General features: G+C 66.8%; 22 protein-coding genes. 3 read left to right on the forward strand and 19 right to left on the reverse strand.

Going from position 1 to position 23,418, the window contains the following annotated elements:
• The first annotated feature begins 39 nt into the window (after window positions 1-39).
• Window positions 40-657 (forward strand): cysteine hydrolase family protein, encoded by a 618-nt coding sequence (locus AC1RL8_RS06690; RefSeq protein WP_492684292.1) that lies wholly within the window; start codon window positions 40-42, stop codon window positions 655-657.
• Window positions 658-708: 51 nt separating this feature from the next.
• Window positions 709-1,152, forward strand: a complete 444-nt coding sequence (locus AC1RL8_RS06695; RefSeq protein ID WP_492684293.1) for a cupin domain-containing protein — start codon at window positions 709-711, stop codon at window positions 1,150-1,152.
• Between the two features lie 16 nt (window positions 1,153-1,168).
• Here the strand turns inward: AC1RL8_RS06695 and AC1RL8_RS06700 are convergent, their stop codons facing one another.
• The 5 genes from AC1RL8_RS06700 to AC1RL8_RS06720 are packed head-to-tail and all read right to left on the reverse strand — an operon-like array spanning window position 1,169 to window position 7,063.
• Window positions 1,169-2,077 carry a LysR family transcriptional regulator gene (locus tag AC1RL8_RS06700; protein ID WP_492684294.1) on the reverse strand — a complete coding sequence of 303 codons (909 nt, stop codon included), beginning with the start codon at window positions 2,075-2,077 and terminating at the stop codon, window positions 1,169-1,171.
• Window positions 2,078-2,096: 19 nt separating this feature from the next.
• On the reverse strand, window positions 2,097-3,659 hold the full coding sequence (locus AC1RL8_RS06705) for a DHA2 family efflux MFS transporter permease subunit (RefSeq protein ID WP_062474087.1): 1,563 nt from the start codon (window positions 3,657-3,659) through the stop codon (window positions 2,097-2,099).
• Between the two features lie 35 nt (window positions 3,660-3,694).
• Entirely contained in the window at window positions 3,695-5,020 is a 1,326-nt protein-coding gene (locus AC1RL8_RS06710; protein WP_492684295.1) for an HlyD family secretion protein, read from the reverse strand.
• Window positions 5,021-5,055: 35 nt separating this feature from the next.
• On the reverse strand, window positions 5,056-6,534 hold the full coding sequence (locus AC1RL8_RS06715; protein WP_492684296.1) for an efflux transporter outer membrane subunit: 1,479 nt from the start codon (window positions 6,532-6,534) through the stop codon (window positions 5,056-5,058).
• Window positions 6,527-7,063: a MarR family winged helix-turn-helix transcriptional regulator gene (locus tag AC1RL8_RS06720; RefSeq protein ID WP_062475361.1), complete on the reverse strand. Its 537-nt coding sequence runs from the start codon at window positions 7,061-7,063 to the stop codon at window positions 6,527-6,529. Before AC1RL8_RS06720 ends, AC1RL8_RS06715 begins: the two co-directional genes overlap by 8 nt.
• 78 nt (window positions 7,064-7,141) lie before the next feature.
• On the opposite strand from AC1RL8_RS06720, the gene AC1RL8_RS06725 reads away from it, so the two are divergent.
• Window positions 7,142-8,929 carry an ABC transporter transmembrane domain-containing protein gene (locus AC1RL8_RS06725; RefSeq protein ID WP_159276100.1) on the forward strand — a complete coding sequence of 596 codons (1,788 nt, stop codon included), beginning with the start codon at window positions 7,142-7,144 and terminating at the stop codon, window positions 8,927-8,929.
• A 21-nt stretch (window positions 8,930-8,950) separates the two neighbouring features.
• Here AC1RL8_RS06725 and AC1RL8_RS06730 read toward each other — a convergent pair whose 3' ends face one another.
• From AC1RL8_RS06730 to AC1RL8_RS06795, 14 genes are read right to left on the reverse strand one after another with little or no spacing between them, the layout of a single operon-like run.
• Window positions 8,951-9,436: a DUF1178 family protein gene (locus tag AC1RL8_RS06730; protein ID WP_487848391.1), complete on the reverse strand. Its 486-nt coding sequence runs from the start codon at window positions 9,434-9,436 to the stop codon at window positions 8,951-8,953.
• A 7-nt stretch (window positions 9,437-9,443) separates the two neighbouring features.
• Window positions 9,444-10,049, reverse strand: coding sequence for an NUDIX domain-containing protein (locus tag AC1RL8_RS06735; RefSeq protein ID WP_172438369.1), 606 nt, complete (start codon window positions 10,047-10,049; stop codon window positions 9,444-9,446).
• A gap of 5 nt (window positions 10,050-10,054) precedes the next feature.
• The gene (locus AC1RL8_RS06740) at window positions 10,055-10,360 is read right to left on the reverse strand and encodes a DUF2818 family protein (protein ID WP_307635456.1); all 306 of its coding nucleotides are present in this window, start codon (window positions 10,358-10,360) and stop codon (window positions 10,055-10,057) included.
• Window positions 10,361-10,375: 15 nt separating this feature from the next.
• Window positions 10,376-11,863 carry an NADH-quinone oxidoreductase subunit NuoN gene (gene nuoN, locus AC1RL8_RS06745; protein WP_062475383.1) on the reverse strand — a complete coding sequence of 496 codons (1,488 nt, stop codon included), beginning with the start codon at window positions 11,861-11,863 and terminating at the stop codon, window positions 10,376-10,378.
• Between the two features lie 24 nt (window positions 11,864-11,887).
• Window positions 11,888-13,366, reverse strand: a complete 1,479-nt coding sequence (locus AC1RL8_RS06750; protein ID WP_062475386.1) for an NADH-quinone oxidoreductase subunit M — start codon at window positions 13,364-13,366, stop codon at window positions 11,888-11,890.
• A gap of 25 nt (window positions 13,367-13,391) precedes the next feature.
• Window positions 13,392-15,437 (reverse strand): NADH-quinone oxidoreductase subunit L, encoded by a 2,046-nt coding sequence (nuoL, locus tag AC1RL8_RS06755; RefSeq protein ID WP_062475389.1) that lies wholly within the window; start codon window positions 15,435-15,437, stop codon window positions 13,392-13,394.
• A gap of 7 nt (window positions 15,438-15,444) precedes the next feature.
• Window positions 15,445-15,753, reverse strand: coding sequence for an NADH-quinone oxidoreductase subunit NuoK (nuoK, locus tag AC1RL8_RS06760; protein ID WP_007837741.1), 309 nt, complete (start codon window positions 15,751-15,753; stop codon window positions 15,445-15,447).
• A complete protein-coding gene (locus tag AC1RL8_RS06765) occupies window positions 15,750-16,409 on the reverse strand; it encodes an NADH-quinone oxidoreductase subunit J (protein ID WP_062475392.1) in 660 nt (219 codons plus the stop codon). Before AC1RL8_RS06765 ends, nuoK begins: the two co-directional genes overlap by 4 nt.
• Window positions 16,410-16,446: 37 nt before the next feature.
• On the reverse strand, window positions 16,447-16,992 hold the full coding sequence (nuoI, locus tag AC1RL8_RS06770; RefSeq protein ID WP_062475395.1) for an NADH-quinone oxidoreductase subunit NuoI: 546 nt from the start codon (window positions 16,990-16,992) through the stop codon (window positions 16,447-16,449).
• Window positions 16,993-17,010: 18 nt separating this feature from the next.
• A complete protein-coding gene (gene nuoH / locus AC1RL8_RS06775) occupies window positions 17,011-18,087 on the reverse strand; it encodes an NADH-quinone oxidoreductase subunit NuoH (RefSeq protein ID WP_119552895.1) in 1,077 nt (358 codons plus the stop codon).
• Entirely contained in the window at window positions 18,084-20,249 is a 2,166-nt protein-coding gene (nuoG, locus tag AC1RL8_RS06780; RefSeq protein WP_492684297.1) for an NADH-quinone oxidoreductase subunit NuoG, read from the reverse strand. The genes nuoH and nuoG overlap by 4 nt, the downstream gene beginning before the upstream one ends.
• 20 nt (window positions 20,250-20,269) lie before the next feature.
• Window positions 20,270-21,610 (reverse strand): NADH-quinone oxidoreductase subunit NuoF, encoded by a 1,341-nt coding sequence (nuoF, locus tag AC1RL8_RS06785; protein ID WP_159271073.1) that lies wholly within the window; start codon window positions 21,608-21,610, stop codon window positions 20,270-20,272.
• Window positions 21,610-22,152, reverse strand: a complete 543-nt coding sequence (locus AC1RL8_RS06790; protein ID WP_062475406.1) for an NADH-quinone oxidoreductase subunit NuoE family protein — start codon at window positions 22,150-22,152, stop codon at window positions 21,610-21,612. Before AC1RL8_RS06790 ends, nuoF begins: the two co-directional genes overlap by 1 nt.
• A gap of 10 nt (window positions 22,153-22,162) precedes the next feature.
• On the reverse strand, window positions 22,163-23,416 hold the full coding sequence (locus tag AC1RL8_RS06795) for an NADH-quinone oxidoreductase subunit D (protein WP_062475408.1): 1,254 nt from the start codon (window positions 23,414-23,416) through the stop codon (window positions 22,163-22,165).
• Between the last annotated feature and the right edge of the window lie 2 nt (window positions 23,417-23,418).

Here is a 23,418-nt window from a genome sequence, read left to right on the forward strand (position 1 = left end):
CCTACGCTTCAGGCCTTCTTTCACTCACGCAGAGAACGCATGAAGCACCCCAGCATTCGCAGCCTCACCGGCGCTGTGCCGACGAACCGCCTCGATCCCGCCAGCACGGCGCTGGTCGCGATCGATTTCCAGAACGAGTACTTCGACGGGCGCATGCCCATTCCCGACGGCCTGGCCGCCCTGCGCCAGGCGCGGCGCCTGATCGATGCCGCCGACCGGCATGCGGTGCCGGTGTTCCATGTGCAGCACGTGGCGCCCGCCGACAGCCCAATCTTCGCGGACGGCAGCCACGCCTTCGACATCCACGACGAACTGCGCCCTGCCCCACAGCACACGGTGCTGCGCAAAGCCACGCCGAGTGCTTTCGCCGGCACCACGCTCGAGGCCGAACTGCAGGCGCGCGGCATCACGACGCTGATCCTCACGGGCCTCATGACGCACATGTGCGTGTCGGCCACGGCCTTCGACGCCGCACCGCGCGGCTACCAGAGCCTCATCGTGGGCGATGCCTGCGCGACGCGCGACCTCGACCTGGAGGAAGGCGGCGTGCTGGGCCACCGCGAGCTGCATCGCGCGGCGCTGCGCGGCGTGTCGGATGTGGTGGCCGAGGTGCGCTCGACCGACGAGGTGCTGCAACTGCTGGAAGCGGGCCGCTGACGCCCTGCCCTTCACATGCACCCACGAATCCACCCTCTTCGATCCATGACCATGAAACGCTCTTCTGCCTTGTTCCTCGCCCTGTCCTGCGCCCTGAGCGCGTCGGGCCTCGCCACTGCCGCCACGCCGGCACCCCGCACGCCGATCTCGGCACCGGCCGACACGCTGCAATGGCAGGCCCTCGCGGGCGGCATCCGCTACGCCAACGTGCGCGGCAACCTGACGGGCAATGGCCCGTACGAAGCTTTTGTCGAATTCCCGGCCGGCTTCGACAACCCGCACCATCGCCACACGCAGGCGCTCCCGTCCGTCGTGCTCTCGGGCGTGTTCTACGCGATCTTCGATGACGGCAAGAAGGTGCAGTACCCGGCCGGCTCGTACTACCTGCTGCCGGCGCGGCTGCCGCACCGCAGCGGCTGCGAACCGGGCGCGAACTGCCTGTTGTTCCAGTACCAGAGCGACCGTTTCGACCTGGTGCCGACTGCGGCGAAGTAAGGCGCGGCTGCTGCGCTCAGTCGCCCTGCCCGTCCGCGGGCAGGTAGCGCGCAGCGGCAAAGTCGACAAACGCCCGCACCTTCGGCGACAGGTGCCGGTTCTGCGGATACAGCGCGTACAGGTTGAGCGGCTGCTGGCGGAATTCGGGCAGCACGCGCACCAGCTCGCCGCGCGCCACAGGGTCGCGCACGAGGAAGGCCGGCGACGCCGCCAGCCCCGTGCCGGCCAGCGCGGCGCTGCGCAGCACGAGCCCGCTGTTGGCCTGCAGCCGCCCGCCCACATCCACGGTGTGGACGCTGCCGTCCGACGCGGTGAAGCTGGGCTGGGCGGCCTTCGCGGCCAATGAATAGTTGAGGCAGTCGTGCGCCGCCAGGTCGGCGGGCGTGCGCGGCGTGCCGCGCCGCTGCAGGTAGGCGGGCGATGCCACCCACCATTCCTCGAAGCTCGCGAGGCGCTTGACGATCAGCGTCGAGTCCGAGAGTGCATATGCCAGTCGCAATCCCACGTCGAAGCCCTCTTCGATCAGGTCGACGAAGCGGTCGTTGCACACGAGGTCGGCCTTGACCTGCGGGTGGGCGTCGAGAAAGGCTGGCAGCCACTGTGCCAGTTCCTCCAGCCCGAAGGACATCGGCGCGTTGATGCGCAGCAGGCCCGTGGGCTCGACCTGGTGCTGCGCCACGACCAGCGCCGCGGTCTCGACCTGGTCGAGGATCTGCCGCGCGTGTTCGTAGTAGGTCTGGCCCGCCTGCGTGAGCGCGAAGCGGCGCGTGGTGCGGTTCAGCAGCTGCACGCCCAGCGCCGTTTCCAGCTGCTTGACGTGGCGCGAGACCACCGTGTGCGACACGTCCATCGCGTCGGCCGCGGCGGTGAAGCCGCCGGCCTCCACGACGGCGCGGAACGCCTTCATGGCCGCGAACTGGTCCATGCGCGAGCGCTGCCTGTTGTCAGTGCGCGCCGGCGGCCGCGTCGCCGCCCGCGCCGCCCTTTTGCGGCCGCGCCAGCCACACCAGCGGAATCAGCAGCAGGAACAGCACCGCCGAGGCATAGAAGATGTCGTTCGTCGCGAGCATGAACGACTGCTGGTCGACCAGGCGGTTGATCTGCCCGAGCACCTGCTCGGAACTGAAGCCGCTGCCGGTCAGCCCCGAGATGGCGCTGGTGGCCGCGCTGTTGCCCGGGTTCACCGACTCCACGAGCTGCGCGTGGTGCAGGGCCGCGCGGCTGTCCCACAGCGTGGTGGCGATCGAGGTGCCCATGGCGCCCGCCGTGATGCGCAGGAAGTTCGACAGCCCCGACGCGGCCGGGATGCGGTCGGGCGTGAGGCCCGACAGCGTGATGGTCACCAGCGGAATGAAGAAGAACGCCATCGCGATGCCCTGGATGATCGTCGGGATGATGATCGTCACGAAGTCGGCCTGCGTGTTGAAGTTCGAGCGCATCCACAGCACCAGCGCGAACACCAGGAACGAGAAGGTCGCGTAGCGGCGCGGGTCGATCTTGGACACCGTGAGGCCCACCACCGGCGAGAAGAAGATCGCCAGCAGCCCCACGGGCGCCATGATCATCCCCGCCTGCGTGGCGGTGTAGCCCATCCACTGCTGCAGCCACAGCGGCAGCAGCACCACGTTGCCGAAGAACAGGCCGTAGGCGATGGCCGTGGCCACCGCGCCCGACCAGAAGTTGCGGCGCTTGAACAGCGACAGGTCGACCACCGGGTGCTTGTCGGTCAGCTCCCAGACCAGGAAGAACGCGAAGCCGACCACGGCCACCACGGCCATCGTGACGATCTCGGCCGAGTGGAACCAGTCGAGCTCCTTGCCCTTGTCGAGCATGAGCTGCAACGAGCCCACCCACAGCACCAGCAGCGCCAGGCCGATGGCGTCGATCGGCACCTTGTGCGTCTTGCTCTCGCGCTTGTGGTACAGCGTCCAGGTGATGGCCGCGGCCACGATGCCGACCGGGATGTTGATGTAGAAGATCCACGGCCACGAGATGTTGTCGGTGATCCAGCCGCCGAGCAGCGGCCCCATCACCGGCGCGACCAGCGTCGTCATCGACCACATCGCCATGGCCAGGCCGGCCTTGGCCTTCGGGTAGCTCGACAGCAGCAGCGTCTGCGACAGCGGGATCATCGGCCCCGCCACGAAGCCCTGCAGCGCGCGAAACAGGATGAGCGTGGTCATGTTGGGCGCCAGGCCGCACAGCAGCGAGGCGACCATGAACAGGATCACGCTGGCCATGAACAGGCGCACCTGGCCGAAGCGCTGGGTCATGAAACCCGTGAGCGGCACCGCGATGGCGTTGGCCACCGCGAAGCTGGTGATGACCCAGGTGCCTTGCGTGGTGCTCACGCCGAGGTCGCCCGAGATGGCCGGCAGCGACACGTTCGCGATCGACGAGTCGAGCACGTTCATGAAGGTGGCGGCGGACAGCGCGACCGTGCCCCACACGCGGGCGGAGCCCTCGAGCGGGGGGTGCGCGATGTAAGCGGGAGCAGCAGTGGCCATGGCGCGAGCTGTGAGGGTTCAGCGACAGGCTGCGATCAGCCCGGCTGGCCCTGCGTGGCGGCGTGCACGGCCGGTGCGGCGGCGGACGCTGCCGGACGGCTCACCGCCGCCGTGGGCGTACCACGGCCGAGGTTGGCGGCCACGATGCGGTCCACCTCGGCGTCGGCGCCGCGGTCGAGCTGGCTGTAGACCTGCGTCTGCGCGAAGGCGGTGCTGCGCGGCGCGTCGGCCAGCATCTTGCCGGTCTTCTGCGTGATGTCGATCTCGGCGTCCATCGACAGGCCGATGCGCAGCGGGTTGGCCTTGAGCTGCTCGGGGTCGAGCGCGATGCGCACGGGCACGCGCTGCACCACCTTGATCCAGTTGCCGGTGGCGTTCTGCGCCGGCAGCAGCGCAAAGGCGGCGCCGGTGCCCACGCCCAGGCCGGCGACCTTGCCGGTGTACTCGACCTTCTTGCCGTACACGTCGGCCGTGAGCTTCACGGGCTGGTCGATGCGGATGTTGCGCAGCTGCACTTCCTTGAAGTTGGCGTCGACCCACAGCTGGTGCAGCGGCACGATGGACATCATCGGCGTGCCGGCGGCCACGCGCTGGCCCAGCTGCACGGTGCGCTTGGCGACGTAGCCGTCGACCGGCGCGGGCATGGCCACGCGCTGCGTGGCGAGGTAGGCCTCGCGCACCTTGGCGGCGGCGGCCAGCACGCTCGGGTGCTGGGCCACGCTGGTGCCTTCGGTCAGCGACTGGTTGCTGGCCAGCGCCTCGCGCGCGGCGACCACGCCGGCCTGCGCAGCGGCCAGTGCGCTCCTGGCGTTGGCCAGTTGCGTCTCGGCGTGGTTGAGTTCTTCCTTCGACACGGCGCCGTTGCCCGACAGCGCACGGCGGCGCTGCAGGTCGTCCTGCGCCTTGGCGATGTCGCTCTGGGCCTTGGCGATGTCGGACTGGCGCAGCGTGACCTGCGCGGCCAGCGAACCGTTGTTCGCGTACAGCGTGCGCACCTGGCGCACGGCCTGCGCGAGCGCGGCCTCGGCCTGCTCGAGCGCGACCTTGGCGTCGGCCGGGTCGAGCTGCACCAGCGGCTGGCCGGCCTTCACGAAGTCGGTGTCGTCGGCGCCGATGGCCATGACGGTGCCGCCGATCTGCGGCGTGATCTGGATGACGTTGCCCTGCACGTAGGCGTTGTCGGTGTTCTCGTAGTGGCTGGCGACCAGCCATTCGTACAGGCCCCAGCCGCCACCGGCGACCAGCACCACGGCGGTGAGAACGGTGAGTGCGCGGCGGCGCTTGCCGTTGCTTGCAGGCGCCTCGGGCGCTGCGGTGGTGGGCACGGGGGAAGCGGATGTCGGAGTGTTGTTATCGCTCATGATGGAGTTCTTTCCGAAGAAGGCGGATCAGCAAATCAGTTCTGGGTGGCGGCCGTCGGCGCCGACGCCGTCGCGGTGGCCGGCGGCTGCCAGCCGCCGCCCAGGGCGCGCGCCAGGCCCACCTGCGTGTCGAGGGCGCGGGCCGCCAGGTCGACCGCGAGCCGGCGCTGGGCCAGCACGGCGGTTTCGGCGGTCAGCACGTTGAGGTAGTTGCCCAGGCCCGCGCGGTAGCGCTGCACGGCAATGTCATAGGCGCCTTCGGCGGCCGTCTGCGCGGCGCGTTGCTCGGTCTGCTGGCGCACGATCGACTGCGCGCTCGACACCTGGTCGGCCGCATCGCGCACCGCGTCGAGCACGGTGGCGTTGTAGCTTTCGATGGCCACGTCGAGGTCGGCCGACTTGCCGCGCAGGTTGGCGCGCAGGCGCCCGCCTTCGAAGATCGGCAGGTGGATGGCCGGGCCCACGCCCCACTGCTCGCTGCCCGACTTGAGCAGCTTGCCGAAACCCAGGCTCTGGAAGCCGGCAAAGGCCGTGAGGTTCACGTTGGGGTAGAACTGGGTCTTGGCATTGGCCACGTCGCTGGTGGCCGCTTCGACGCGCCAGCGCGCGGCGGCGATGTCGGCGCGGCGGCCCAGCAGGTCGGCGGGGATGTTCGCCTGCAGCGCCATCGGCTTCACGCCGGCGAGCACCGGCGGCTTGAGCGAGGCCGACACGTTGGGCTGGCCCACGAGCGCGTCGAGCGCGTGCTGCTGCAGCGCGATCTGCTCGTTGAGCGCTTCGATCTGCTGGCGGGCTTCGGGCAGGCCGCCTTCGCTCTGGCGCAGTTCGAGGCGGGTGTCCAGGCCGGCCGAGACGCGGTCGCGCACCAGCTTGAAGGTCTCGTCGCGCTGGGCCAGCGTGCGCTTGGCCACCTCGACCTGTTCGTTCAGGCGTGCCCACTGGAAGTAGCTGCGCGTCACGTTGCTCGCGAGCAGCACGCGCGCGGCATCGGCGTCGGCCGCTGCTGCGTTGGCCGCGCCGAGGGCGGTGTCGAGCGCGCTGCGGTTCTTGCCGAAGAAGTCGAGCTCCCAGCTCGCGCCGAGCTGCAGCAGGCCGATGTTCTGCGTAGAGCCGCCCAGCGGCGCCGGGTAGATGTAGTTGCTGTTGAACTTCTGGCGGTTCAGGTTGAGGTCGGCGCCGACCTTGGGCAGCAGCGCCGCACCGGCGATGTCCGCCGAGGCCTGCGCACGCACGAGGCGCGCACGCGCGACCTGCAGGTTCGGGTTGCCGGCCACGGCCTGGTCGACCAGCGCATTGAGCTGGCTGTCGCCGAAGGCCTGCCACCACTGGCTGTCCATGCTGGGCACATTGGCGCGCGCGGGGTCGGCTGCGATGCCGAGCGTGGTCGCATCGCGCAGCGTGGCGTGCGAGCCGATGCCGGCCATGTCGGCGCAACCGGCGAGCGCGACCACCGCCAGCGCGGCGGCCACGACGGGCGTGCGGCGCAGCGCGCGCACGGCGAAAGACTCAGTCATTCTTCTCTCCACGGGCCGCAAGGCCCTGTGCGTTGTCGAGGATGCGGCGCAAGTAGTCCTTGAGCTGCTCCCATTCTTCGAGGCTGAAGCCGGCCAGGTACTCGTTCTGCACCCGGCTCAGCACATAGGGCACTTCCTTCGCGGCCGCGCGGCCTTCGTCGGTGAGTTCGATGTTGACCACGCGGCGGTCTTCGAGCGAGCGCACGCGCCGGCACAGGCCCTTGGCCTCGAGGCGGTCGAGCAGGCGCGTCATGGCGCCGGTGTCGAGCTCGCAGGCGCGGGCCAGTTCGGCCACGGTGGTGGCGGCGCCGACGTGCAGCTTGTACAGCGGCACCCACTGCGGGTACGTGGGGCTGCCGGGCTCGCACATGCGCGTGCCGACGGTCTGACCCACGGACGTGACGATGCGGCGCATCAGGTAGCCGATGCTCTCTTCGGCGCGGTAGTCCTCGGCGCGATAGAAGGCGACCGGCGGGCGCACGGCCTCGTCGGGCGTCGGAGGGACCGGGGAAATGGGGGCATCGCTCATGCCCGAAATATTAGTTGTCATGGCAATTACTGTCAAGGCGACCTTTGTGGGGGCAAGGGCTCGGTAGAATTCGCGCCCATGGCTTCTTCCCCTCCGTCGTCCTCCGCAGCCAAGGGTTCGCCCCGCTCGCTGTCGGGGTTGCGCCCCTTCCTTCGCCCCTATCGCGTGCAGATCGTGCTGGCGGGGGTCTTCCTGGTGATGGCGGCGGTCACGACGCTGGCTTTTCCTATCGCCCTGCGCAGCCTGATTGACGGCGGCCTGGTCAGCGCCGACAAGGGCGCCCAGACCATGGCGCTGCGCGAGCACTTCGGCGCCCTCTTCGCGGTGGCCGTGGCGCTGGGCCTGTTTTCGGCCGCGCGCTTCTACACGGTGAGCTGGCTCGGCGAGCGCGTCACGGCCGACCTGCGCAACGCGGTCTACGGCCATGTGCTGCAGCAGAGCCCGGCCTTCTTCGAGACCACGCAGACCGGCGAGGTGCTGTCGCGCCTCACGGCCGACACCACGCTCGTGCAGACGGTCGTCGGCTCGTCGCTGAGCATGGGCCTGCGCAACGCCGTCATGGGCGTGGGCGCGCTGGCGGTGCTGGTCTGGACCAACCCTTATGTGATGGTGCAGGTGCTGGGCATCCTCGTGCTGGTGGTGCTGCCGAGCATGTGGTTCGGCCGCCGCGTGCGCAAGCTGTCGCGCGCCAGCCAGGACCGCGTGGCCGACTCGAGCGCCATCGCGGCCGAGGTGCTGAACGCGATTCCGGTGGTGCAGAGCTACACGGCCGAAGGCCGCGAGGCCGACCGCTTCAACAGCTCGACCGAGAACGCCTTCCATACCGCCGTGCGCCGCACGCGCGCGCGCTCGGTGCTCGTGGCCTTCATCATCATTGCCACCTCGGCCGCCCTGCTCTGGGGCCTGTACGAAGGCACGCAGGCCGTGCTGCGCGGCGACATCACGGCCGGCCACCTGGGCCAGACCGTGGTCTACGTGGCGATCCTGGCGAGTGCCACGGCCGTGCTCGGCGAGGTGTACGGCGACCTGCTGCGCGCCGCCGGTGCCACCGAGCGCCTGATGGAACTGCTGCATGCACCGACGGCCATCGCCTCGCCCGCACGGCCGGCAGTCGCGCCCGTTCCCGCCGCGGGCAGCGCCATCCGCTTCGACGCGATCACCTTCCACTACCCCTCGCGGCCGGGCACGCCGGCGCTGCGCGACTTCAGCCTGGACATCGCACCGGGCGAGACCGTGGCGCTGGTGGGATCGAGCGGCGCCGGCAAGAGCACGGTGTTCCAGCTGCTGCTGCGCTATTACGACCCGCAGTCGGGCCGCATCGTGCTCGACGGCGCATCGCTCGATGCGCTCGCGCTGCACGACCTGCGCACCCGCATCGGCCTCGTGCCGCAGGACGCGGTGATCTTCTCGGCCAGCGCTTTCGAGAACATCCGCTACGGCCGGCCCGACGCCAGCGCCGACGAGGTGCACGCCGCGGCGCGCGCCGCCTTCGCGCACGACTTCCTGCAGGCCCTGCCCGAGGGCTACGACACCTTCCTGGGCGAACGCGGCGTGCGGCTGTCGGGCGGCCAGCGCCAGCGCATCGCCATTGCGCGGGCCATCCTGAAGAACCCGCCGCTGCTGCTGCTGGACGAAGCCACCAGCGCGCTCGACGCCGAGAGCGAGCGCATGGTGCAGGCCGCGCTCGAGTCGGCGATGGAAAACCGCACCACGCTCGTGATCGCCCACCGCCTGGCGACCGTGCAGAAGGCCGACCGCATCATCGTGCTGGACCACGGCGGCATCGTCGAACAGGGAACGCACGCGGCGCTGGTGGCGCAAGGCGGCGTGTACGCGCGGCTGGCCGCGCTGCAGTTCACGGCCTGACCCGATCGGGTCAGTCGTCGGTTACTGCAGGGTTTCCTTGAGCGCCGCCGGAATCGGCAGCGCCATCACCGGAATGCCTTCATCGAGCAGCGCCTCGGTCTGCTCCGGTGTGGCCTGGCCGCGGATGCCGCGCTCGGCGGTTTCGCCGTAGTGCATCTTGCGCGCCTCGTCGGCAAAGCGGTCGCCGACGTCTTCGGTCTTGGCCAGCACTTCGCGCACGGCGCGCATCCAGCGGGCTTCGGGCGAAGTCGAGGTTGCGGATACTTGCGTGGAAGGCGTTGCGGGTGCCGCCGGCGCGCGGGCCGCGTCGCCACGCCCTTCTTCCTTCGGCGCCTTGGCGTTGCTCAGGTTCAGGCGGGGCGCGCTCAGCAGCTTGACGATGGCGGTGTCGCCGCAGACCGGGCACTCGACCAGGCCGCTCGCGAGCTGGCTGTCGAACGCCTCGTTGGACGCGAACCAGCCCTCGAAGCCGTGGCCGTGCGTGCAGCGGAGATCGAGGACCTTCATGCGCGGATTATCCCGCGCCGCCTTGCGAGGCTGCGGCCTGCCAATCCAGTGCCCATGCGCCCGACAGGACGTTCTGCAGCCACAGGGCGCAGGTGAGCGTCTTGGCGTCGGTCACGGTGCCGTCGCGGCACCAGCCGATGAGCTCCTGCGGCGTGGCAGTGAACACGTCGAGAAACTCGCCGTGGTCGAGCTGGCGCTCGCCCAGCGAGAGGCCGCGTGCGAAGTAGATGTGAATGATCTCGGTCGAGTACGCCACCGCCAGGTGCGTGGCGCCCGCATGCGCCCATTCGCGCGCGGTGTAGCCGGTTTCCTCGAGCAGTTCGCGCTGGCCGCACAGCAGCGGATCTTCGCCGGCGTCGAGCTTGCCCGCGGGAAACTCGACGATCACCTGGTCCACCGGGTAGCGGAACTGGCGTTCCAGCACCACGCGGCCGTCATCGAGCAGCGGAATCACCACCACCGCGCCCGGGTGCACCACGTACTCGCGCGTGGCACTGTGGCCATCGGGCAGGCGGATGGTGTCGCGCTTGGCGTGCAGGAACTTGCCCTTGAAGAGCTCTTCGCTGCTGACGAGCGCTTCCTTCAGATGCGAATCGGTGGCGGAAGAAGTCATGTCGGTCAGTGCCTGTGCTTCATCAGGTAGCGCCAGGTGAACCCCGGGAAGGCCAGCACGACGAACAGCGAAGCCGTCACCGCGTAGAACTCCCAGCCCTGCGCCGAAATCTGCCCTGCCCTGCGCTCGAACAGCAGGCCGATGCCGCCGGCGATGAAGTACAGCACCACCAGTTCGCCGAAGCGGATGGCGAGCGACTTGTGCGCGGTCGACAGCGGCACCGCCCCGAACAGGCGCTCATTCAGGAACGGCAGGTTGGCGGCCACCAGGGCCACCAGCAGCACCACCCAGACCGACGCGGTTTGCGACACCGTCTGCGGGCCGCGTCAGTGGGCCAGCGTGGCCGCGATGGCGTCGTAGCACAGCGTCATCAGACCGCCGGGCAGCACGCCAAGAATGAGGATCAGCGCGCCGTTGATCGTGAGCACGGTGCGCACGTCGAACGAGGCCGACACGGTGGTCGCCGTGACGGGCGCGTCGAAGTACATGACCTTGACCACGCGCAGGTAGTAGAACGCACCGATCAGCGAGGTGATCACGGCGAACACGGCCAGGCCGATGTAGATGGCAGCGCCCGAGGCGATCAGCGCCTGCAGCACGGCCAGCTTGGCGTAGAAGCCAACGAGTGGCGGCAGGCCGGCCAGCGAGAACATCGCGATGGCCATCACGCCGGCGTACAGCGGGCTGCGCTGGTTGAGGCCGGCCAGGTCGGTGATCTCTTCGCTTTCGAAGCCTTCGCGCGCCAGCAGCAGGATGATGCCGAAACTCGCCAGCGTGGTCAGCACGTAGGTCACGACGTAGAACATCGCGGCGCTGTAGGCGGCCTGCGCGTTCTGCGTGCCCTGCAGGTCGGAACCCGCCACCAGGCCCAACAGCATGAAGCCCATCTGCGCGATGGTCGAGTAGGCCAGCATGCGCTTGAGGTTGCTCTGCGCGATGGCGGCCAGGTTGCCGATCACCAGCGACGCCACCGCCAGCACGGCGAGCATCTGTTGCCAGTCGATGGCCAGCGGCTGCAGGCCGTCGACCAGCAGGCGGATGATGATGCCGAAGGCAGCCAGCTCGGGCGCGGCGCCGATCAGCAACGTGATCGCCGTCGGCGCACCCTGGTAGACGTCGGGCACCCACATGTGGAACGGTGCAGCACCGACCTTGAACGCCAGGCCGGCCACGATGAAGACCAGGCCGAACACCAGCACCTGGTGGTTCACCTTGCCGGTCGAGATCGCCTTGAACACTTCGTTCAGGTCGAGCGAGCCGGTCGCGCCGTACATCATCGACAGGCCATACAGCAGGAAGCCGCTGGCCATGGCGCCGAGCACGAAGTACTTCATGGCGGCTTCGCTGGCCACCGCGTTGTCGCGGCGCAGCGCCACGAGCGCGTAGCTCGAGAGCGTGAGCAGTTCCAGGCCGAGGTAGATCAGCAGGAAGTTGCTGCCGCCGATCATCACGAACATGCCCAGCAGGGCCAGCATGCTGATCGTGAACATCTCGCCGCCGCGCAGCATCTCGCGGTCGGCCGCGTAGGGACGGCCGTAGACCAGCGTCACCATCAGGGCCAGCGAGGCGAAGCACTTGAGCCAGTTGCCCATCGTGTCGCTCACCACCATGCCGCCGAAGCCGTAGGAGGTCTTGCCGCCGACAGCGGCCAGGCCCGTGAGCACGGCCACCGCCGCCAGCGTGAGCAGCGTCAGGATGTAGGTGCGGGTGCGGCGCGGGCTCGTGTCCGACAGGTCGACCAGCGCAATGATGCAGGCCATGACCAGCAACACGATTTCGGGGTAGATCGTCACCCAGCTGAGTTTGTCAATCATCTCGTTCTCTTCTTCAGCGTGGCATCAGACGGGCAGCTTCGAAATCGCCACGTGGCGCAGAAGCTCGACGACGGAGGCATCCATCGCGTCGGTGAAAGGCTTCGGATACAGGCCCATCCACAGCACGGCGATCGCCAGCAGCGAGAGCATCAGGAATTCGCGGGCGTTGATGTCCTTCAGTTCCTTGACGTGGTCGTTGCCGACCGGGCCCAAGTACACGCGCTTGTACATCCAAAGGGTGTAGGCAGCGCCGAAGATCAGTGCGGTGGCAGCGCCCAGGCCGACCCAGAAGTTGGCCTTCACGGCGCCCAGGATCACCATCCATTCGCCCACGAAACCGGCGGTGCCCGGCAGGCCGCAGTTGGCCATGGCGAACAGCAGCGCGAACGCGGCGAACTTGGGCATGGTGTTGACCACGCCGCCGTAGTCGGCGATCTGGCGCGAGTGCACGCGGTCGTACAGCACGCCGATGCCCAGGAACATGGCGCCCGACACGAAGCCGTGGGCAATCATCTGCACGATGCCGCCGGACACGCCGAGCTCGTTGAAGATGAAGAAGCCCAGCGTCACGAAGCCCATGTGGGCGACCGACGAGTACGCCACCAGCTTCTTCATGTCCTGCTGCACCAGCGCCACCAGGCCCACGTAGATCACGGCGATGAGCGACAGCGCGATCATGAGCCACGCCCATTCGTGCGAAGCGTCAGGCGCGATGGGCATCGAGAAGCGCAGGAAACCGTAGGCACCCAGCTTCAGCATGATCGCGGCCAGCACGGCCGAACCGCCCGTGGGGGCCTCGACGTGCACGTCGGGCAGCCAGGTGTGGACCGGCCACATCGGCACCTTGACGGCGAAGGCCGCGAAGAAGGCAAAGAACAGGAAGGTCTGCGCGGTCGAACCCAGCGGCAGCTTGTGCCAGCTCAGGATGTCGAAGCTGCCGCCCGACTTGTTGTACAGGAAGATCAGCGCGACCAGCATCAGCAGCGAGCCGAGCAGCGTGTACAGGAAGAACTTGAACGCCGCGTAGATCTTGTTCGGGCCGCCCCAGATGCCGATGATCAGGTACATCGGGATCAGCGTGGCTTCGAAGAACACGTAGAACAGGATGCCGTCGAGCGCCGAGAACACGCCGATCATGAAGCCCGACAGGATCAGGAACGCGCCCATGTACTGGTTCACGCGCTCGGTGATCACTTCCCAGGCCGAGATCACGACCACGACCGTGATGAACGAGGTCAGCAGCACCAGCCACAGCGACATGCCGTCGATGCCCAGGTGGTAGTTGACGTTGAAGCGCGAGATCCAGCTCGTCTTCTCGACGAACTGCATCGCGGCGGTTCCGTTCTGGAAGCGCGTGAACAGCGGCACCGTGACCAGGAAGCTCACGATGGCACCGACGAGCGCGACCCAGCGCACGCCCTTGGCGTGCTCGTCGCGGCCAAACGCCAGCAGCACGGCGCCGAATGCGATCGGCACCCAGATGGCAAGGCTCAACAAACCCATTTTTCTTTTTCTCCAGCGTTCGGGCTCAACGTTTGAACCAGACGAAGTACGTCATCAGGATGAAGATGCCCAGCAGCATCGCAAAGGCGTAGTGGTAGATGAAGCCCGACTGCAGCCAGCGCACGACGCCGGCCACGCGACCCACCACCTTCCAGGAACCGTTGACGAGCGCGCCGTCGATCAGCGCCTGGTCGCCGCCCTTCCACAGGCCCGTGCCGAGCAGGCGCGCACCGCGGGCGAGGATGTTCTCGTTGATCCAGTCGAGGTAGTACTTGTTCTCGAGCAGGTTGTAGATCGGGCTGAAGGCGCGCTTGATGGCGGCCGGCAGCGCCGGGTTCATCATGTACATGTAGTACGAGAGCGCCACGCCGGCCAGCGCCAGCCAGAACGGTGCGGTCTGCAGGCCGTGGATCGCCATGGCGACCGGGCCGTGGAAGGCTTCCTTCAGCTCGCCCATCGCGTGGTGCTTGGCACCGTCCACGAAGATCGCGTCCTTGAAGAAGCTGCCGAACAGCATCGGGTCGATGGTCATGAAGCCGATCACCACCGAGGGGATCGCCAGCAGCACCAGCGGCAGCCAGACCACCATCGGCGATTCGTGCGGCTTGTGGGCGTCGTGGCCATGGCCGTGATCGTCGTGTCCGTGCGCGTCGTGCGCATGGTCGTCATGGTGCGCGTCGGGGTTCTGGTCGTAGCGTTCCTTGCCGTGGAAGACCAGGAAGTACATGCGGAACGAGTAGAACGCCGTCACGAACACGCCGGCCAGCACCGCGTAGTAGGCGAACTGCGCGCCCCACAGGTGGCTTTCGTGCACGGCCTCGATGATGCTGTCCTTCGAGTAGAAGCCCGAGAACAGCGGCGTGCCGATCAGCGCGAGCGAACCCAGCAGCGAGGTGATCCAGGTGATGGGCATGTACTTGCGCACGCCACCCATCCAGCGGATGTCCTGGTTGTGGTGCATGCCGATGATCACCGAGCCCGCGCCGAGGAACAGCAGCGCCTTGAAGAAGGCGTGCGTCATCAGGTGGAACACCGCGACCGAGTAGGCCGAGGCACCGAGCGCCACGGTCATGTAGCCCAGCTGCGACAGCGTCGAGTACGCGACCACGCGCTTGATGTCGTTCTGGATGATGCCCAGGAAGCCCATGAACAGCGCGGTGATGGCGCCGATCACGAGGATGAAGCTCAAGGCCGTGTCGCTCAGCTCGAACAGCGGCGACATGCGCGCCACCATGAAGATGCCGGCCGTCACCATGGTCGCCGCGTGGATCAGCGCCGAGATGGGGGTCGGGCCTTCCATCGAGTCGGGCAGCCACACGTGCAGCGGGAACTGCGCGCTCTTGCCCATCGCGCCGATGAACAGGCAGATGCAGATCACCGTGATGAGCATCCACTCGGTGCCCGGGAAGGTGATGCCGGCCAGCGTGTGCGCCTTGGCGAAGGCTTCGCCGTAGTTCAGCGTGCCAGCGTAGGCGGCGATCAGGCCGATGCCCAGGATGAAGCCGAAGTCACCCACGCGGTTGACCAGGAAGGCCTTCATGTTCGCGAAGATGGCCGTGGGCTTGTTGAACCAGAAGCCGATCAGCAGGTACGACACCAGGCCCACCGCCTCCCAGCCGAAGAACAGCTGGAGCATGTTGTTGCTCATGACGAGCATCAGCATCGAGAAGGTGAACAGCGAGATGTACGAGAAGAAGCGGTTGTAGCCGTCGTCTTCTTCCATGTAGCCGATGGTGTAGATGTGCACCATCAGCGACACGAAGGTCACGACGCACATCATCATGGCCGTGAGGCCGTCGACCAGGAAACCGACTTCCATCTTCAGGCCGCCAACCATCATCCATTCGTAGATGGTCTGGTTGAAGCGGGCGCCGTCGACGATGACCGACTTCAGCGTCATCGCCGAGATCACGAAGGCGACGAACACGCCCAGGATGGTCAGCGAATGCGTGACCTTGCGACCGATGTGGTTGCCGCCGAACTTCGTGCCGAACAGGCCGGCAAGTGCGGCGCCGACCAGGGGTGCCAGCGGCACGGCCAGCAAGGTGGATGCGGAAAGGGTTGCGCTCATACTGCTGTCAACCCTTGAGCGAGTTGAGTTCGTCGACGTTGATGTTGGACTTGTTGCGGAACAACAGGACCAGCAGCGCCAGGCCGATGGCCGATTCGGCCGCCGCCACCGTCAGGATGAAGAACACGAAGATCTGGCCGTGCATGTCGCCCAGGTAGTGCGAGAAGGCCACGAAGTTCATGTTGACCGCCAGCAGCATCAGTTCGATGGCCATCAGCAGCACGATCAGGTTCTTGCGGTTCAGGAAGATGCCGATCACCGACAGCGCGAAGAGCATCGCGCCGAGCGAGAGAAAGTGTCCGAGCGTGAGCGTCATGCCTTGTTTTCCTTTGCAGCGGCATCCGCTGCCGGGGCCTCAACCACCGGCTCGGCCGCACGCGTGACGGGCATCTGCACGATGCGCACGCGGTCGCGCGCCTTCACGCGCACCTGGTCCGACGGGTTGACGTACTTGCTGTCCTTGCGGGTGCGCAGCGTCAGTGCAATGGCGGCAATGATGGCCACCAACAGGATGACCGCGGCGATTTCCAGCGGATAGAGGTATTCGGAGTACAGCAGCTTGCCCAGCTCGAGCGTGTTCGAGCTGTTGGGCGAGGTCGTCGCCATGGCGCGCGGGCCTTCGCCCAGGCGGAAGCCGCCCATGAGCACGGCCGCCATTTCGAGCGCGATGAGCGCACCGATGCCTGCCGCCAGCGGGAAGTGCTTCCAGAAGCCCTCTCGCAGGCCGTCGACGTCGATGTCCAGCATCATCACGACGAACAGGAACAGCACCATCACGGCGCCGACGTACACCAGCACGAGCGAGATCGCCAGGAACTCGGCGCGCAGCAGCAGCCAGATGGCCGAGGCCTGGAAGAAAGCCAGCACCAGGTACAGCGCGGCGTACACGGGGTTGCGGGAGGTGATGACGCGGAAGGCTGCAAACAGCAGCACCGCGGCAAACAGATAGAACAGACCGGTCTTGACGTCCATTGGAATTCGATTGGTACGGGTTTCGAGCGGAGCCGGCTCAGCGGTACTTGGCGTCGGCCGCCTTGTTCGCCGCGATTTCTTTTTCGTAGCGGTCGCCCACGGCCAGCAGCATGTCCTTGGTGAAGTACAGGTCGCCGCGCTTTTCGCCGTGGTATTCGAAGATGTGCGTCTCGACGATCGAGTCGACCGGGCAGCTCTCTTCGCAGAAGCCGCAGAAGATGCACTTGGTCAGGTCGATGTCGTAGCGCGTGGTGCGGCGCGAGCCGTCGTCACGCACGTCGGATTCGATGGTGATCGCCAGCGCGGGGCACACGGCCTCGCACAGCTTGCAGGCGATGCAGCGCTCTTCGCCGTTCTCGTAGCGGCGCAGCGCGTGCAGGCCGCGAAAGCGCGGCGACAGCGGCGTCTTCTCTTCGGGGAACTGGACGGTGATCTTGCGCGCGAAGGCGTACTTGCCCGTGATGGCCAGGCCCTTGAACAGTTCGAACAGCATGAAGCTGCCCAGGAAGTCCTTGAGCGAGAACGGTGCGGAGGCCAGCTTGGAGGTGCGTCCGAGCCCTCCGGCGGTGTGTGAAGCAGTCATGATGTCGTCGCTTCCTGCTTATTTCCAGATGTTGAACGGCGTCTGCATCCAGCCACCGACCACGACCAGCCACACCAGGGTGACGGGAATGAAGATCTTCCAGCCCAGACGCATGATCTGGTCGTAGCGGAAGCGCGGGAACGTCGAGCGCACCCACAGGAACATGGTGACCACGCAGAAGGTCTTCAGGCCCAGCCAAATCCAGCCCGGGATGAAGCTCAGGAACTCGAACGGCGGCAGCCATCCGCCGAGGAACAGCACCACGGTCAGGATCGAGACGAGCCACATGTTGGCGTACTCGGCCAGGAAGAACATCGCGAAGCTCATGCCCGAGTACTCGATCATGTGGCCGGCCACGATTTCCGATTCGCCTTCCACCACGTCGAACGGGTGGCGGTTGGTTTCGGCCAGGCCCGAGATGAAGTACACGACGAAGATCGGCAGCAGCGGCAGCCAGTTCCACGACAGGAAGCCGATGCCCATGTCATGGAACATGCCCTTGCCCTGCACCGTCACGATGTCGGACATGTTCAGGCTGCCGGTGACCATCAGCACCACGACGAAGCAGAAGCCCATCGCGATTTCGTAACTCACCATCTGTGCCGAGGCGCGCAGCGCGCCCAGGAAGGCGTACTTCGAGTTCGAGGCCCAGCCGGCGATGATCACGCCGTACACCTCGAGCGAGGTGATGGCCATCACGAACAGCAGGCCGGCGTTGATGTTGGCCAGCGCCACGTCGGGGCCGAAGGGAATCACGGCCCATGCGGCCAGCGCCGGCATGATGGTCATGATCGGGCCGAGCAAGAACAGGCCCTTGTTGGCGACCGTCGGAAGAATGATTTCCTTGGTCATCAGCTTGAGCGCGTCAGCGATCGGCTGCAGCAGGCCCAGCGGCCCGATGCGGTTCGGGCCCACGCGGATCTGCGTGAAACCGATGGCCTTGCGTTCCCACAGCGTGAGGTACGCCACGGCCAACATCAGCGGGATCACGACGACGATGATCTTGATCAGCGTCCAGACCACGGGCCAGACGACGGACGTCCACCAGCCTGCGGCGACCAGCCCCTGGCCGAAGCCATGAATTGCGTCGATCATGCCAGGGCCTCCTCGCCACGAGCGGGTGCGGCCTGTGCGCTGTGGCGCGCGTCGGCGGTCAGCTGCAGCGACGGTGCGCGGCGGACGATCGAGTCGAGCTGGTAGATGCTCGCGACCACGGGCGCAGCCACGACGCCGCTGGCCGCGACGGCCTTGGCGAACGTGGCATTGCTCAGCGCGTTCGCCGGCACGGTGCCCTTGTCACCGATGGTGGCCAGCACCTCGGCGGTCGATTCGAAGGCGAAGCCCGGCAGGCCGAGCAGGTTCGCCAGCACGCGCAGCACCTTCCACGCCGGACGCGTTTCGCCTTGTGGCTTCACGACGGCATGGAAACCCTGCAGGCGGCCTTCGGCGTTGACGAAGGTGCCGGGCGTTTCGGTGAACGGGGCGATGGGCAGCAGCACGTCGCTGAATTCGAGGTTGGCCTTGAAGGGGCTCAGCGTGACCACCATCTGCGCATTGCCGATGACATCGGCGGCGGCAGCGCCGGCGGCCGAGTCGAACACCGGTTCGGTGTTCAGCAGCAGCACGGCCTTGAGGCCGGAGCCGGCGGCGAGCATGCGGCCGGCATCGAGGCCGCCGTTCTGCGGGAAGGCGCCGACGAGCTGTGCGCCCACGGTGTTGCCCGCTTCGGTCAGGTAGCCGACGGTGGCGCCGGTTTGTGCGCCGATCCAGTTCGCGAGGGCCAGCAGGCTGCTGGCTTGCGCGTGGTGCGCGGCGGCATTGCCGAGCAGGATCGCCTTGCGCTCGCCGCTCAGCAGCGAGGCTGCGATGGCTTGCGCGGCGGCGTCGGGCGCGTTCTTCGGTGCCAGCGGCGCGGCGGCACCGTTGGTCTGGCCGATGGCAGCAGCCACGGCGGCCAGCGCCTCGACCCACTGGTCGGCTTCGACGATCGACGCTTGCGCCACGTCGATGGCCCAGGCACCGCGGTCGGCCATGAGGCTGGACGAGGTGATCACCGACAGCGCTGCGCCCTTGCGCACGGCCTGGCGGATGCGCTGTGCGAACAGCGGGTGTTCCTTGCGCAGGTTCGAACCGACGACCAGCGCGCGCTGCACTTGCGTGAGCGAGGCGATCGAGGTGCCGAGCCAGCGCACGCCTTCGAAGGCCGTGAACTCGGCGTTGCGCAGGCGGTAGTCGATGTTGTCGCTGCCCAGTTCACGCGTGAGCATGGCGGCAAGCTGCAGCTCTTCGAGCGTGCTGTGCGGGCTGACCAGTGTGCCGATGCTTTGCGCACCATGGTCGGTCTTGATCTGCTTGAGGCCGTTGGCGACGTACTCGAGCGCCGTCTGCCAGTCGACCTGCTGCCATTGCCCGCCCTGCTTCAGCATGGGCTGCGTCAGGCGTTCCGTGCCGTTGAGCGCTTCGTACGAGAAGCGGTCGCGGTCGGCGATCCAGCATTCGTTGACGTCTTCGTTCTCCAGCGGCACCACGCGCATCACGCGGTTGTTCTTGACCTGGACGATCAGGTTGGCACCGGTGGAGTCGTGCGGGCTCACCGACTTGCGGCGCGACAGTTCCCAGGTGCGGGCGCTATAGCGGAAGGGCTTGCTCGTGAGCGCGCCGACCGGGCAGATGTCGATCATGTTGCCCGACAGCTCGGAGTCGACCGAGTCGCCGAGGAAGGTTTCGATTTCGGAGTGCTCGCCACGGTGCGACATGCCCAGCTCCATCACGCCGGCCACTTCCTGGCCGAAACGGACGCAGCGCGTGCAGTGGATGCAGCGGCTCATTTCTTCCATGCTGATCAGCGGGCCGACGTCCTTGTGGAACACGACGCGCTTTTCTTCTTCGTAACGCGAAGAAGAACCGCCGTAGCCGACGGCCAGGTCCTGCAGCTGGCATTCGCCGCCCTGGTCGCAGATGGGGCAATCCAGCGGGTGGTTGATCAGCAGGAACTCCATGACGGACTGCTGGGCCTTGATGGCCTTGTCGCTCTTGGTGCGAACGATCATGCCCTGCGTGACGGGCGTGGCGCAGGCCGGCATCGGCTTGGGCGCCTTTTCCACGTCAACCAGGCACATGCGGCAGTTGGCCGCGATGCTGAGTTTCTTGTGATAGCAGAAGTGCGGGATGTAGGTGCCCGCCTTTTCGGCCGCATGCATCACCATGCTGCCTTCGGTCACTTCGACCTTCTTGCCGTCGAGTTCGATTTCGATCATGTCTGTGTTTCTTCTCGCACTCAGGCCTTGACGGGCGCCGTCGGGACGTGGCCCGGGATCAGGGCCTCGAACTCATGGCGGAAGTGCTTGATCATGGCGCGCACGGGCATGGCTGCCGCATCGCCGAGCGCACAGATGGTGCGGCCCATGATGTCGCCGGCCACGGAGTCCAGCAGCTGCATGTCGCTGGGCTTGCCCTGGCCGTTGTGGATGCGGTCCACCACGCGGTAGAGCCAGCCCGTGCCTTCGCGGCAGGGGGTGCACTGGCCGCAGGACTCGTGCATGTAGAAGTACGAGAGGCGCTTGAGCGACTCGACCATCGAGCGGCTGTCGTCCATGACGATCACCGCGCCCGAACCCAGCATGGAGCCGGCCTTGGCAATGGAGTCGTAGTCCATGGTGCAGGCCATCATGATGTCGGCCGGCAGCACCGGCGACGACGAGCCGCCGGGGATCACGGCCTTGAGCGTGCGGCCCTTGCGCACGCCGCCGGCCAGTTCGAGCAGCTTGGAGAACGGCGTGCCCATCGGCACTTCGTAGTTGCCGGGCAGCTCGACGTCGCCGCTCACCGAGTAGATCTTGGTGCCGCCGTTGTTCGGCTTGCCGCACTCGAGGTAGGCCTGGCCGCCGTTGCGGATGATCCAGGGCACCGCCGCGAAGGTCTCGGTGTTGTTGATGGTGGTCGGCTTGCCGTACAGGCCGAAGCTCGCCGGGAACGGCGGCTTGAAGCGCGGCTGGCCCTTCTTGCCCTCGAGCGATTCGAGCAGCGCGGTTTCTTCGCCGCAGATGTAGGCGCCGAAGCCGTGGGCGGCGTGCAACTGGAAGTTGTACGTGCTGCCCATGATCTTGTCGCCGAGGTAGCCGGCGGCACGTGCCTCTTCGAGGGCGGCCTCGAAGCGGTCGTAGCTCTGGAAGATCTCGCCGTGGATGTAGTTGTAGCCCACGCTGATGCCCATCGCATACGCGGCGATGGCCATGCCTTCGATCACGATGTGCGGGTTGAACTGCAGGATGTCGCGGTCCTTGCACGTGCCGGGCTCGCCTTCGTCCGAATTGCAGACAAGGTACTTCTGGCCCGGGAACTGGCGGGGCATGAAGCTCCACTTCAGGCCGGTCGGGAAACCCGCGCCGCCACGGCCGCGCAGGCCCGAGGCCTTCACTTCGGCGATCACCTGGTCGGGCGTGAGGCCCTCGGTGAGGATCTTGCGCAGCGCCTGGTAGCCGCCGCGCGCTTCGTAGTCGGCCAGGTGCCAGTTGGTGCCGTCCAGGCCTGCATAGATCTGAGCGCCGATGTGGCGGTCATGGAAGCAGGTCTGGACACCGGTGGCCTGGAATTGCGAGAGAACCTGTTCGGGCGTCATCACGAAGCCTCCCCTGGCTTGGCACTGCGCAAACCGTCGATGAGCTGGTCGAGCTTGTCGTTGCTCATGAAGCTGCACATGGTGCGGTCGTTGACCAGCATCACGGGCGAATCGGCGCAGGCGCCCAGGCATTCGCTCTGCTGCAGCGTGAACAGGCCGTCGGCCGTGGTCTCGCCCATCTTGATGCCGAGCTTCTTCTCGAGGTGCACGAGCGCCGTGACGCCATCGCGCAGCTGGCACGGCAGGTTGGTGCACACGTTGAGCTTGAACTTGCCCACCGGATGCTGGTTGTACATGTTGTAGAAGGTCGTCACTTCGTGCACGGCGATGGGCGCCATGCCGAGGTAGGCGGCGATCTCGCGCTCGCGCTGCACGCTCACGAAGCCTTCGTCCTGCTGGACGATGGCCAGGCAGGCCATCACGGCCGACTGCTTGCCGGCTTCGGGGTACTTCGCGACCTCGCGCGCAAAGCGCTCGAGGATGGCAGCCTTCAGCGGCGCCGAGGGCGCCGCGTCATGGTGATGGGTTGAGGAAGTCGTCATTCGCTCTTTCTCACCTGTCGATTTCGCCGAACACGATGTCCATCGTGCCGATCACCGCGACAGCGTCGGCGATCATGTGGCCGCGCGACATTTCGTCGAGGGCAGCGAGGTGCGGGAAGCCCGGGGCGCGGATCTTCAGGCGGTACGGCTTGTTGGCGCCGTCGCTCACGAGGTAGATGCCGAACTCGCCCTTGGGGTGCTCGACGGCGGCATACGCCTCGCCTTCGGGCACATGGAAGCCTTCGGTGAAGAGCTTGAAATGGTGGATCAGCTCCTCCATGTTCGCCTTCATCGATTCGCGCGCGGGCGCTGCGACCTTGTGGTTGCTGGTGATGACCGGACCCGGATTTACGCGCAGCCATGCCGAGCACTGCTGGATGATCTTGTTGGCCTGGCGCATTTCTTCCACGCGAACCAGGTAGCGGTCGTAGCAGTCGCCGGTCTTGCCCACGGGCACGTCGAACTGCATCTGGTCGTAGACGTCGTAGGGCTGCTTCTTGCGCAGGTCCCATTCGACGCCCGAGCCACGCAGCATCGGGCCGGTGAAGCCCAGGTTCAGCGCGCGCTCCGGCGTGACCACGCCGATGCCCACGGTGCGCTGCTTCCAGATGCGGTTGTCGGTGAGCAGCGTCTCGTACTCGTCGACCATCTTCGGGAAGCGCTTGCAGAAGTCGTCGATGAAGTCCAGCAGCGAGCCCTGGCGGTTCTCGTTGAGCTTCTCGATGGCCTTCGCATTCTTGATCTTGCTGACCTTGTACTGCGGCATCGAATCCGGCAGGTCGCGGTAGACGCCGCCCGGACGGAAGTACGCCGCGTGCATGCGCGCGCCGGACACGGCTTCGTACATGTCGAACAGGTCTTCACGCTCGCGGAAGCAGTAGATGAGCATGTTCATCGCACCGCAGTCGAGACCGTGCGCACCGAGCCACAGCAGGTGGTTCAGCAGGCGGGTGATCTCGGCGAACATCACGCGGATGTACTGCGCACGGATCGGCACGTCCAGGCCCATCATCCGCTCGATGGCGAGGCAGTAGGCGTGCTCGTTGGACATCATCGACACGTAGTCGAGGCGGTCCATGTAAGGCAGCGACTGGATGAAGGTGCGCGATTCGGCGAGCTTCTCGGTCGCACGGTGCAGCAGGCCGATGTGAGGGTCGGCGCGCTGGATCACTTCGCCGTCCAGCTCGAGCACCAGGCGCAGCACGCCGTGTGCTGCGGGGTGCTGGGGACCGAAGTTGAGTGTGTAGTTCTTGATTTCGGCCATAT

The organism is Variovorax sp. GW822-FHT04E09 (assembly GCF_058800845.1).

Excerpts from the sequence above, each read along its gene's own strand:
- AC1RL8_RS06725 (WP_159276100.1), top strand. The coding sequence starts at position 7,142 with ATGGCTTCTTCCCCTCCGTCGTCCTCCGCAGCCAAGGGTTCGCCCCGC.
- AC1RL8_RS06765 (WP_062475392.1), bottom strand. The coding sequence starts at position 16,409 with ATGGACGTCAAGACCGGTCTGTTCTATCTGTTTGCCGCGGTGCTGCTG.
- nuoL (WP_062475389.1), bottom strand. The coding sequence starts at position 15,437 with ATGAGCGCAACCCTTTCCGCATCCACCTTGCTGGCCGTGCCGCTGGCA.
- AC1RL8_RS06705 (WP_062474087.1), bottom strand. The coding sequence starts at position 3,659 with ATGGCCACTGCTGCTCCCGCTTACATCGCGCACCCCCCGCTCGAGGGC.
- AC1RL8_RS06690 (WP_492684292.1), top strand. The coding sequence starts at position 40 with ATGAAGCACCCCAGCATTCGCAGCCTCACCGGCGCTGTGCCGACGAAC.
- AC1RL8_RS06710 (WP_492684295.1), bottom strand. The coding sequence starts at position 5,020 with ATGAGCGATAACAACACTCCGACATCCGCTTCCCCCGTGCCCACCACC.
- AC1RL8_RS06695 (WP_492684293.1), top strand. The coding sequence starts at position 709 with ATGAAACGCTCTTCTGCCTTGTTCCTCGCCCTGTCCTGCGCCCTGAGC.
- nuoF (WP_159271073.1), bottom strand. The coding sequence starts at position 21,610 with ATGACGCCCGAACAGGTTCTCTCGCAATTCCAGGCCACCGGTGTCCAG.
- AC1RL8_RS06735 (WP_172438369.1), bottom strand. The coding sequence starts at position 10,049 with ATGACTTCTTCCGCCACCGATTCGCATCTGAAGGAAGCGCTCGTCAGC.
- nuoK (WP_007837741.1), bottom strand. The coding sequence starts at position 15,753 with ATGACGCTCACGCTCGGACACTTTCTCTCGCTCGGCGCGATGCTCTTC.
- AC1RL8_RS06700 (WP_492684294.1), bottom strand. The coding sequence starts at position 2,077 with ATGGACCAGTTCGCGGCCATGAAGGCGTTCCGCGCCGTCGTGGAGGCC.
- AC1RL8_RS06720 (WP_062475361.1), bottom strand. The coding sequence starts at position 7,063 with ATGAGCGATGCCCCCATTTCCCCGGTCCCTCCGACGCCCGACGAGGCC.
- AC1RL8_RS06730 (WP_487848391.1), bottom strand. The coding sequence starts at position 9,436 with ATGAAGGTCCTCGATCTCCGCTGCACGCACGGCCACGGCTTCGAGGGC.
- nuoN (WP_062475383.1), bottom strand. The coding sequence starts at position 11,863 with ATGATTGACAAACTCAGCTGGGTGACGATCTACCCCGAAATCGTGTTG.
- nuoI (WP_062475395.1), bottom strand. The coding sequence starts at position 16,992 with ATGACTGCTTCACACACCGCCGGAGGGCTCGGACGCACCTCCAAGCTG.
- AC1RL8_RS06790 (WP_062475406.1), bottom strand. The coding sequence starts at position 22,152 with ATGACGACTTCCTCAACCCATCACCATGACGCGGCGCCCTCGGCGCCG.
- nuoG (WP_492684297.1), bottom strand. The coding sequence starts at position 20,249 with ATGATCGAAATCGAACTCGACGGCAAGAAGGTCGAAGTGACCGAAGGC.
- AC1RL8_RS06795 (WP_062475408.1), bottom strand. The coding sequence starts at position 23,416 with ATGGCCGAAATCAAGAACTACACACTCAACTTCGGTCCCCAGCACCCC.
- nuoH (WP_119552895.1), bottom strand. The coding sequence starts at position 18,087 with ATGATCGACGCAATTCATGGCTTCGGCCAGGGGCTGGTCGCCGCAGGC.
- AC1RL8_RS06715 (WP_492684296.1), bottom strand. The coding sequence starts at position 6,534 with ATGACTGAGTCTTTCGCCGTGCGCGCGCTGCGCCGCACGCCCGTCGTG.
- AC1RL8_RS06750 (WP_062475386.1), bottom strand. The coding sequence starts at position 13,366 with ATGGGTTTGTTGAGCCTTGCCATCTGGGTGCCGATCGCATTCGGCGCC.